Below are 9,793 nucleotides of genomic sequence, written 5' to 3'. Positions count from 1 at the left end.
GGGCTCGACCACTACCAGGTTCGTGGTTATCGGGCGTGGTATCGGCATGTCACGTTGTCGATGGCGGCCATGGCCTACCTGGTCATCACGCGGGATGCCGCGAAAAAAGGGGGCCCGGATTCTCGGGGGCGGCAGGGCTTCCTCTGACTGTCAACGAGGTGCGGCGCTTGTTAAACCGGTTTGCGGAACCGGTCGTTCATTGTGTTGAGCACGTGGTTGGATGGTCGATCAGACGGCGGTCGAGTCAGCTCAAGGCGCAGCAAAGCCGATTACGGCATCACCCTTATTGCAACCTGTCGTTGTCGTGGTAAGGAGCGCCGACTGCGCTTCCACGGCTTCTTCCGCTCTTTCTGCGCCGCCTATTCACGGCATCGGGGCGAACGCCGGGCGGTCTACTTGGGCTGTGGACGAGCTGCTCGGCGGCATCCGGCTCCTGCGCTTTGACGAGTTCCACGTGCACGATCCCGGTGACACCGCGCTGAGCAGCAGGTTGCTGTGGTTCCTGTTCGGCCGGGGCGTCACTTTGCTGACGACCTCCAACCACCCGCCCTCCGGGATGACGTCGAACCCGCTGTGACCACCAGGTCGACGTCGTCCCGGTGACGCCGTGCTCGGAGTTCGCGCGCGGTTGGTATTTGTGGCCGGGCGGTGCCGGGCAGTTCGCCGTCGTCGATCTCGTCCGGCCCGTGCCGGACGAGGTGACCGTGCTCGACGTCAACGGTTACCTCGTCCAAAACCTCGCCGTTCGCGCCGAACTGGTCCGGTCCGACTTCCGCACTGATGTCGAAGCCTGCAGGAAGTGGGCGTTATGGATAACGGTGTGCTCTGATGCCGGTGAACAGCGGACATCGGGTTGTCTCGTTCTCTCGCCAAGTTGGCATGCCCTAACCGAGATTGTCAGGTTGCCAAGTAAGTCGTAGGCCCCACCCACGTGGCTCACTGGTTGATGCCTTGGACAGGTCGGCGCGGTAGGCGTCCACAGCGGGGCATTCCGCGTGCTCCCATCCTCGCAACCATTCCCGCAGGACCGCCAAGGACGCCGAGTCGGCGCTGTCGGCCAGGATCGTCCCGTCCTGGCGCAGCACCGCCACGCTGGCGGGAGTGCTGTGGCCGATGGCGTCGTAGGTTCCGGTATTGGCGATGGTGAGGTTCACGTCCTGGGTGGCCGCTGCCCAGGTGCGCCAGCTCGTCCAGTCCTCTGGGGCGATGTGGTGGTGTCCGGTGTGCCGGGCGGTCAGCAGCAGGTCCAGGGCGGCGCGGGCTCCGGTGTGCAGCGGGTCGTCGTTCTTGCGCCAGGCTACCGAGATCCAGGAGGTGTCGGTCCCGCTGCGGTACTCCCAGTCGACCCAGCGGGTGGGGGTGTCGGTGTCGCAGGGGGCGGAACTGGTCTCCATGTAGCCGCCTTCCCTCACGGCCAGGACGGTCGGGTGGCCTTGTTCGAGACCGAGGGTGGCCACCACGGTGATGTGGGGCAGCGCCGTGATGGGCAAGGGGGTGACGAGCAGGCCGTCCTGGGCGAGCTGGTCGACCCAGGCGGCGGGCAGGCAGGGCGGTGTGCACCAGGCCACGATCCGGTCGTAGGGCGCGCTCTGCTGGTGTCCGGCCATGCCGTCCCCCGGTAGGCAGCGCACGGTGTCCACGCCGAGTTCGTAGTGGATGACCTGGGCCCACCGCGTCAGGTAGGGGTCGATGTCGATGCTGGTGACCCGGCCTTCGGCGCCCACGAGTGCTGCGAGCATGCCTCCTGAGTAGCCCGAACCGGTCCCGATCTCCAAAGCGGCCATGCCTGGCCGCACTCGCAGGCTGTCCAGGTCGCGGTGGACGACTTCGGGGTTGGAGCGCATCGGGGTGCTGCCGCGTCCGCTGTGATGGGCGTAGAGCTGTTCCGGAACTGTGATGGCGAGGTCGGCGGCGGTCACTTCTCTTCTCCACGAACGTCAGAACACGACCAAGTTTCACTTTGAGTGCAATTTTGCTCACGCTGAGTGTAAGTGGGGTGGTCGTGTTGTTCGGGGAGGCGCTCAGATCGTGAGCGCGACGTGGTGGTGCCAGCCACTCAGGAGGTACTCACCCACCGGACCGTGGCCAGGCACCTGGACCCAGGCGTGGTGCTCGGTGGGAGGAGGGGAGAAGCGCCCCCCAGACACCAGGTCAGCTCCCGCCCGAGCAGCGCGGCGGCCAGGCACGCTGCCAGGGAGGTCTCCAGGCACGCCACCCGTCCCGGCCACCACCGGCCCGCGTGGCGCACCGCCGCGACCAGCGTCGCCGCCCGCTTCGGGGCGATGTGACGCCTGCCCGCCCGCCGCGCGACCCGGACCACGCGCGTGGTGTGGCGCAGCGGCAGCCGCAACAGCAGCAGCGCCACCGCCAGTGCCACGACGGCCAGCAACCGGTCGCCGACGGTGCCCACGCGCGCGGTCTCGTGCGACTCGAAGGTGGTCACCGCCACCACCCCCGCAGCCACCGGGGCGGCTGGTGCCCGGCCATGCCGCTCAGCAGGAGCCCTCGCCCGGCCAGGTCACGTGCCAAGGCGTCCAGATCTGCTGCGGCGCGCTCGTGTGCCAGGCCGTAGCGCGCGGCGAAGTCCTCGACGGCACGGTGTTCGGTGTCGGCGTCCAGCACCAGCCGGGCCGCCGTGCTGGCGCTGGGGCTCAGGTCGGTCCACCGCCCGGTGCGCTCGTCCAGCAGCGTCCCGCCCTCGTCGGTGAGCACGGCGTGCACTCCCTCACGCAGTCGCCACATCGTTGTCCTCCCACCATTTCGTCGTGCGGGTCGTCGTGTCGTGGTGGACCTGTCGCAGCCACACCTCGGCGGCCACGCACTGGTGCAGCGCGCCCAACGCGGCCGTGCGTCCGGCGACCGCCCGGTCGAGCACCTCGTGGATCGGTGCCGGGGTCAGCAGGCCCAACGCGGCCAGCCGTGAGCCCGTCCCCAGCAGTTCGCGCAGGATCGGGGCGTGCGTGCGCAGGCCCGCGTAGGCCACGCCCTCGAACCCGCCCTTGGTGGTGCGCTCCAGCACCGCGCGCGGCAGCACACCGGTGCCTGCGAACGCCTGCGTCAGCAGCGGCTTGTACCGATCAGGGGCGCCGCGCTGCTCGGCGGGCACCGCCAGGCAGATCCGCACGACCTCGTCATCCAGGTAGGGGGAGGCCAGGTCGACGCCGTGCCAGTGCCGGGTCAGCGCGTCCCAGCCGAGCAGGTCGGTGGCCACGTCCGCCAACTGGTGGCTGGTGTGCCAGGACGCTATTCGCCGGGCGGGGACGTGCCGCTTGAACTCGACGGCGGTGCGCAGCGCCGCCGCCACGTCCTGGCGCACGGGGGCGGGCATCCAGTCCGCGACGTCCAGCAGCGGGGTCCAGGACACCGGGCGCCGTGCCTGGGGCATCCACGGGCGAGCGGGCCCGGACAGGTCGGCAGCGGCCTGCCTCCACGACCGCACGAGCCCGCTGCTGCCCGCCCGCAGGTGCTGTCCCAGCAGCTCCACCGGTGGGCGGCAGCGCAGCCGGGCGTGCCCGAACACGTGGCGCAGCAATGTCGGGAAGCGGCGCTCGCGCAGCAGGTCGGCGAGGTAGGACGGCCCGGCCCACACCACGCCGTCCCCGGCCGACCCGGTCAGGCGCACCCCGCCACCACCGGCGGCGGCGACCACGACGTCGAGCACGGCGCGCTTGATGCCCATCGTGGCCACGTACGCGTGGGGCGCGTCGGTGCGGGGCAACGCCTCGGGGGCGTGCAGGTCCGCGTAGTAGACCGTGTCCCGGCCACCGGGAACGACGTGGTGCGCCAGCGCGGGCACCACGGCGGCGGTGCCGCGCGCGTGCACCAGGTCGTCGTCGCGCAGCCGCGCGTCGGCGAAGGTCACCGCCGTGACCGGGCCGCGCCGCGCGGCCAGGCACGCCAACGCGGTCGAGTCCAGACCTGCCAGGTCCGCGCTGACCGGACGCCCGTCCAGACGGCTGTCGACGGCAGCGGTCAACGCATGTCGCAACTGCGGCGCCGCCCGCGCCAGCGGCACGGGGTCGTACTCGCGCGGCTCGTAGCCCACCACCCGCGCCCTGTTGTCCTCCAGCAGCAACAGCGACCCGGAGGGCACCCTCGACACCCCGGCGAACAGCGAGCCGGTGGCACCAGGGATCCCCGGCGTCGCGACGGCCAATCGCAGGGCCAGTTCACGCGCGTCCACCTGTGCTGAGCCGTCCAGCGAGGCCAGTGCCCACGCCGAGCTCGACCACCAGATCCCCAGGGGTGTCGTGCGCCAGTACACCGGGTGCAGGCCGACCAGGTCGCCGATCACCGCCACCGTCGCCTCCCGGCAGGCCACCACCAGGTGCGAACCGGGCCAGCGGGTCAGCTCGCCCCATCCACCCCGCTCCACCGCCCGCAAGCCGCGCCGCAGACCCGGTGCGTCCGCACCGCAGTCGCCGACCACGACCAGCCAACTCCCGCGCTCTCCAGCCACGCGCACCGACCGCTCGGACCACCCGACCGTCCACACCGCGTCCGCCCCCGGTGCCGCCCGCCCCTGCCGAGGGCGCAGCGGTGCCGGTCCCCGTCCACGCCAACCCGCCGTCCACCGCATCTGGCCACCTCGCTCTTACCGGTCACAGGACAGGACGGGGCCCGGCGGCGTGCGCCACCGGGCCCCGGAATCGATCAGCTGTGCTTGTACTGGGTGTCGTCGACCTTGTCGAACTTCATGATCCCCAGGGTCGTCTCGACCACCTCACCCGCGTCGCACACCACCGGCGGGGCGTAGGCGGACTCCGCTGGGGTGGGGATGCTGCTCGGTTCCACCACGTGCCTCCTTGACTTCGTCGGAATGCGGTGGCCGGGGTCCGGTTCACTTCCAGGCCGCCGCCGTGCCACCAGCACATCGCGCAGTCGCCGCGCAGCCGAGACGTCAGGCGAATCCCGCCTGCGGTGTGCGTGTCGCGCCCAAAGGGTTGACAACCCGGTTGGAGGGCGCGCGACCGTCCGCAGTTCTGCTGTCATCTGCCCATGCCCGCCGTCGGGAAGATCCTCAAGGCCGCGCGGGTGGGAATGGGCTGGACCCAGGCCCAGGCAGGTGCCCGAGCCGGGTTCTCTGCCTCGGCCATCTCCCGGATCGAACGCGGCCAACCCGTGGACCTGGACACCCTGCGACGACTCGCCGACTGCTACCGCTTACCGCCCGAGCAACTCGGGCTGGCTACCGTCGCCCCGCAAGGGTGGGCGAGCGAGAGCGGGGACGACGTGGACCGTCGACAGATCCTGACCGCGGTCGGCCTGACCATCCCGGCCAGGATGCTGAACCGGCTCGAGGACGCGCTGGTCGCGCTGCCCGATCCAACGGGGCCACCCTCGCCTCGGGCGCTATCGGCGGCATTGGCCCAGGCGCGACACAGGTTCGACAACGGCGACCACGCAGCCCTGGTGACCGCGCTGCCGCACCTGCTCTCCGCGGCCCACCACCTGGGCGAGGGCGCCGATCCCCGACGCCACGCGATGATCGCCTCCTGCTACGAGGTCGCCACCCACGCCCTGGTCAAGATCGGCCGCCACCAGTCCAGCCGGCTGACCGCCGACCGCGCGGTGACCTACGCCCGGCTCTCCGGCGACCCGCAGGCACTCGCGCTGGCTTCACGGGCGTTGAGCATCGTGCTCCGCCACGAAGGCCGCCCCGAACTGGCGCAACGGGTCAACCTCACCGCGCTGACCGACCTGGAGGCCACCGGACTGGCCGAGCCCAGCGAACGCACCGTCTACGCGCAGATGTTGTGCAGCACCGCCTACGCGGCAGCCCAGGCGGGTGATCGGGCTGGCGCGCTGGAATTGGCCACTGAAGCAGATCGCGCCCTGGAGGGCCTGTCGCAGGCGCCGAACCGGGCGGCCACCCCGATGGATCCCACACTCCTGACCCCGGCCCAGGCACAGCTCTACAAAGTGGGCATGTACTGGGCCTTGGGCGACTCCGCCGCCGCGCTGCACAGCGCCCGAGGACTGCGCCCCGCTCAGTTCCCCACCCCCGAACGGCGCGCCAGGCTGCACACCGACCTGGCCCGAGCCTGGTGGCAGCACGGCCGCCCTGAACAGACCGCGACGTCCCTGCTCGCCGCCTACGAACAGGCGCCCGCCGAGGTCCTGGACCGTCCTGGCATCGGCCGCATCGCCCAAGCCCTGATCCGGCGCCATCCCCACGTGGCTCAGGTGCGGCGACTCCACGTCATCCTCCGAACGCCAGGCGCGACCTGACCCACCAACACCTCGTCGGCCCCCAAAGAACCCGAGGTTGTGCTCCGTCGAGTGCGCGAGCGGAGCACAACCTCGAGTTTTCCATCAGGGGCGGGGTTCTCCCGCTGCGCCTGGGAGTTTCCAGTGCTCGGTGATCAGTGAGTGCAGGATCCGCATGGGGCACACGAGCAGGAGCCGTTGCCGTGGTGCCGCGAACAGGGCGACGTGATCGCCGGTGCGGATCCCGGTGAGGTCGCGCAGGCCCAGTGGGACGAAGACGTGGTCTCGGGTGTCTATCCGGTGTGGACTTCTCGGGTCCAGGCTGAGGGCGATCGCGTCGCGGAGCAGTTGCGCTCCTGTGGTGTCGCCGGGTTTCCAGGAGAGTGCGCGCAGCAGTCTGCGGGCAGGGATGCGACCGGAGTGGTCGATCGCCGCGGTGGCGAGCAGGAGTTCCTCACCGGGGGCCAGCGCGGGTGACGGGACGATGGTCTGCAGCGGGATGGGTGGTCTGCCGGAGGGTGGGACGAACAGGGCTGTGAGGCGTTCGGTCACGGCAGGACCGGGGTGAACGCGGGAAACAAGGAGTGGCCGCCGTCCGGGGGCGGGGTGTCGGCGAGTGGGTGGGGTTCGCGGGTGTAGGCGGCCAGTGCCGTGGCGATCTCGGGCAGGGTGGCCTTGGTGTAGGTGCCGGTGATGTTCTCGCCGCGGGGTTGGAGGTGGCCCGCGTAGCCTCGGGTGATCGACTGGTTGTAGTGGCGGTCCACTCAGGTCAGGGTGGTGTGGCGCAGCCAGTGGGTGGAGACGTTGCGGGCGGCCACCCAGGGGATGCGGTCTGCCAGGCGCTGCCACATGCGGTCGTAGCGGCGGCGGTTGATCGGGTCGCCGTTGCTGTGGCGCAGCAGGGGCTCCGCGGTGGGCCTGCCGTTGCCCCGGTGTTCGCGGTGCGCCAGCAGCGAGGCCATCAGGGTGGGGCTGACGGGCTGCATGCGCTCGGTGTGGTTCTTCTCCCGCAGGCGGATCAGGCAGGAGGTCGGTTCGAGGTCCTCCTCGCGCAGCGCCAGGGCGCCGCCGCGTCGGCAGGCCGACTCCAGGTGCAGGCGGAACAGGAGTGTGTCCAGCACGGCGTCGCGGCCGGTGCTCGCGATGGTGTTGACCAGGGGCGCCACTTCCGTCGTGGCCAGGGCGTAGCGGGTGGTGGGGCGTGGACGGGGCTTGGGGACCTTGAGCGCGGGGTTGTGGTTGGGCGGCAGCAGGTTGTCGTTGATGGCGCGGGTGTAGATCGAGCGCATGGCGGAGACCAGGTGCTCGGCCACCGACTGGCCACCGCGATCGTTGCGCCTGATGCGGCGGTTGGCGACCAGGTGCTGCTTGAGGGCTTCGATGTCGGTGGCGGTGACCGCGTCCAGGCGTCGGTCGCCGAACGCTTCGATGATGCGCGCCCAGTAGGTGCCGTAGGTGCGGACCGCGCCCGGACCTGACGCGGCGACGACCTTGGGCACGTACTGGGCGAAGGTGGGCAGATCCGTCGGCGCCCGCAGCAGGTCTTCGGCGGTGAGGCCGAGTTGGGTGATCAGCAGCTGGGCCGCTTGGACGGTCTTGGGGTCGGGGCTCAACGGTGTCCTCGGGTCGGTGGAGCTGGCACGGTGCTGGCTCTGACCAGGGTGGACAGCGCTGGTCAGAGATCATGTGCCGCATTTTGTACCAGCGTCGGTGCGGACTCGCACGGCCAAACGCACCAACGTTGCCCCCGTGCCAGCGTCCCCGGTTCATCCGCGTCTCGCGGAACACCGTGCGAGCTTCGGGTAGCACCGTCTCGCGGCACTGCGCTTGGGCCGGGACTGGACCCAGGAGCAACTCCTCCTGGCTGAGGCATCGAGCATCGAACCGTTGGAGTTGTTCCTGCGGGATCGGAGCGTCAACGGCAGCGCAACGCCGTCTGCCGGGTGAGCGTCGGCGGCCACGTCCGATGACGGTATTCCTCGAATCAGGGGCGCTACACCCCTGTGCGGATCTTCTTGAACGGGCCGAACAGGCCGGACAATGAGATGTCGGTGTACCGACGCAAAACATGCCGACTACGCACAGTTAATGGGATTTTTTCGCGTGTTCAAGGAGGACGGCTGCGGCCACGATGGATGGACGTCCTGCGCCTGTCCTGACCAGCGGTTTTCTGTGAAGGGGGTTCAAGTTGGGGGCAACAGACATGCGAGTAGGGGGTCCGAGATCGGCTCGGAGGGCGGCTAAAACCAGCTCTCCGAGGCACAGAAAACCCCCAGTGACCTGGGAAGGTCGCTGGGGGTGATACTGACATGTCAGCTTGTACTGTGTCCGAGGGGGGACTTGAGTCCTCAGGCGTGGGATACATCCCCGCCAGGGGGTCGAATCCCCGCGCCTCGTCACCACGATGATCTTGTTGGTGCCCGTCCCGCTGTGGGGACGTGTCACACGTAGAACGTAGCACAGACGATCTTCCGGTGTCACATCGTCCACAATGGGTGGTGCCCCTGCGCTGCCTCCAGGGGGTGTTCGGTTGACTGGCGCACGGGTGCGAACTTGTGGAATACGCGAAGGTTCCGTGGAATCATGGAGCGATGCTTCAAATCATCACGGGGATGTACTTCCGGGACGTTCCGCTCAACCAGACCGAGCATCGCCGGACCCTCTACACGAACGTGGTCTTCTCGGAACAGGTCCAAGTCGAGTTGCCGATGGGCTACCTGACTCCCGATGGCGACCGGGCTGCGATCAACACGGTCTTGGTGCACTTAACCGAACGCCTTGAAGCGGTCCTGCCTGACGGCTCCGACGAGTTCATGATCTCGACCGGTGGTGATGCCATCGCTGATGATCTCGCCGTCGTGCTGTCGTTTGCTCTCAACGCGACCTTCACTCCAGTGCGCGAGAAGGCGGATCGGTTGATCCACGCAGCAGCGGGGGCCCCTATAGTCTTGTCCCGGCGGATATCCTCCTGCGCACCTTCACTCCGCAGGTGGAGCTTGACGATGGTGACCGCGATGATCTGTCCGCGTTCATAACCGATCTGTTGGCTCTCAACCGGAAGGTCTATGAGCGAGCCATGAGGGCCATGCGGCGCATCGTAACTGCGAGTGAGCGTGTCGCAGAGGATCCGACGCTGGCCTACACCGACTATGTTGTGGCACTGGAGTCACTCTCTGCGGGTTTCGAGGTGGCACAGTCGACCTGGGAACGTCTCGATTCCCGAAGGCGGCGAGTCCTTGATCCGGTCTTGAACACACTGAGGTGATCTCAGTGAGGTGTCTGGTCGGTGTTCCAGTTGTGTTCGTAGTGGGTGCAGGTCAGTGCGGCGGCGACGATGAGGGTGAGTTTTCGTGGGCTGGCGGTGGTGTGGCGCAACGCCTTCCACCGTCCGACCAGTAGCGCGAACCCACGCTCGCCTCGACCTCTCAGACCACGCAGGAGCAGGTCGTGGGTCTTCTGGTCCGCATTCAGTTCGGGTTCGGCCCAGCGTTTGCGCGGGGTGCGGTTCGGGGTGACCACCCCGTGCCCCGCGTTGAGATAGCCCTGGTCTGCGAGGGTGGGCAGGTCGAGTTCGACGGAGGCT

At 69.0% G+C, this 9,793-nt stretch carries 11 protein-coding genes and 2 pseudogenes; 4 read left to right on the top strand and 9 right to left on the bottom strand.

The features are described from left to right. Both LV78_RS40395 and zapE read left to right on the top strand, forming a co-directional pair. Positions 1 to 147: pseudogene (locus LV78_RS40395) on the top strand (IS701 family transposase); the annotation flags it as partial. A 256-nt stretch (positions 148 to 403) separates the two neighbouring features. After that, the gene (zapE, locus tag LV78_RS40390; protein WP_253851501.1) at positions 404 to 577 is read left to right on the top strand and encodes an AFG1/ZapE family ATPase; all 174 of its coding nucleotides are present in this window, start codon (positions 404 to 406) and stop codon (positions 575 to 577) included. A gap of 307 nt (positions 578 to 884) precedes the next feature. On the opposite strand, the gene LV78_RS40385 is transcribed toward zapE, so the two are convergent. The 5 genes from LV78_RS40385 to LV78_RS40365 all read right to left on the bottom strand — a co-directional run bounded on the left by LV78_RS40385 (position 885) and on the right by LV78_RS40365 (position 4,794). Next, positions 885 to 1,919, bottom strand: a complete 1,035-nt coding sequence (locus LV78_RS40385) for a protein-L-isoaspartate O-methyltransferase family protein (protein ID WP_253851500.1) — start codon at positions 1,917 to 1,919, stop codon at positions 885 to 887. A gap of 137 nt (positions 1,920 to 2,056) precedes the next feature. Further along, the gene (locus tag LV78_RS40380) at positions 2,057 to 2,443 is read right to left on the bottom strand and encodes a lasso peptide biosynthesis B2 protein (protein WP_253851499.1); all 387 of its coding nucleotides are present in this window, start codon (positions 2,441 to 2,443) and stop codon (positions 2,057 to 2,059) included. Continuing rightward, positions 2,440 to 2,742, bottom strand: coding sequence for a PqqD family peptide modification chaperone (locus tag LV78_RS40375; RefSeq protein WP_253851498.1), 303 nt, complete (start codon positions 2,740 to 2,742; stop codon positions 2,440 to 2,442). The genes LV78_RS40380 and LV78_RS40375 overlap by 4 nt, the downstream gene beginning before the upstream one ends. Next, on the bottom strand, positions 2,726 to 4,579 hold the full coding sequence (locus LV78_RS40370; RefSeq protein ID WP_253851497.1) for an albusnodin/ikarugamycin family macrolactam cyclase: 1,854 nt from the start codon (positions 4,577 to 4,579) through the stop codon (positions 2,726 to 2,728). Before LV78_RS40370 ends, LV78_RS40375 begins: the two co-directional genes overlap by 17 nt. A 74-nt stretch (positions 4,580 to 4,653) precedes the next feature. Beyond that, entirely contained in the window at positions 4,654 to 4,794 is a 141-nt protein-coding gene (locus LV78_RS40365; RefSeq protein WP_253851496.1) for a hypothetical protein, read from the bottom strand. 204 nt (positions 4,795 to 4,998) lie between these two features. Between LV78_RS40365 and LV78_RS40360 the strand changes: the two genes are divergently transcribed. Further along, entirely contained in the window at positions 4,999 to 6,231 is a 1,233-nt protein-coding gene (locus tag LV78_RS40360; RefSeq protein ID WP_253851495.1) for a helix-turn-helix domain-containing protein, read from the top strand. 84 nt (positions 6,232 to 6,315) lie between these two features. Here LV78_RS40360 and LV78_RS40355 read toward each other — a convergent pair whose 3' ends face one another. From LV78_RS40355 to LV78_RS40345, 3 genes are read right to left on the bottom strand one after another with little or no spacing between them, the layout of a single operon-like run. Further along, positions 6,316 to 6,762 (bottom strand): hypothetical protein, encoded by a 447-nt coding sequence (locus LV78_RS40355; RefSeq protein WP_253851494.1) that lies wholly within the window; start codon positions 6,760 to 6,762, stop codon positions 6,316 to 6,318. Next, positions 6,759 to 6,974, bottom strand: coding sequence for a hypothetical protein (locus LV78_RS40350; RefSeq protein ID WP_253851493.1), 216 nt, complete (start codon positions 6,972 to 6,974; stop codon positions 6,759 to 6,761). Before LV78_RS40350 ends, LV78_RS40355 begins: the two co-directional genes overlap by 4 nt. Further along, positions 6,975 to 7,823 carry a tyrosine-type recombinase/integrase gene (locus tag LV78_RS40345; protein WP_253851492.1) on the bottom strand — a complete coding sequence of 283 codons (849 nt, stop codon included), beginning with the start codon at positions 7,821 to 7,823 and terminating at the stop codon, positions 6,975 to 6,977. 942 nt (positions 7,824 to 8,765) lie between these two features. Between LV78_RS40345 and LV78_RS40340 the strand changes: the two genes are divergently transcribed. After that, the gene (locus LV78_RS40340) at positions 8,766 to 9,245 is read left to right on the top strand and encodes a hypothetical protein (protein ID WP_253851491.1); all 480 of its coding nucleotides are present in this window, start codon (positions 8,766 to 8,768) and stop codon (positions 9,243 to 9,245) included. 232 nt (positions 9,246 to 9,477) lie between these two features. Here LV78_RS40340 and LV78_RS40335 read toward each other — a convergent pair. After that, positions 9,478 to 9,793 (bottom strand): annotated as a pseudogene (locus LV78_RS40335) (hypothetical protein); the annotation flags it as partial.

It is taken from the genome of Actinosynnema pretiosum, from assembly GCF_024171695.1.
In the GTDB taxonomy this organism is placed as follows: domain Bacteria; phylum Actinomycetota; class Actinomycetes; order Mycobacteriales; family Pseudonocardiaceae; genus Actinosynnema; species Actinosynnema pretiosum.
This window is presented reverse-complemented; position numbering and strand designations above follow the sequence as displayed.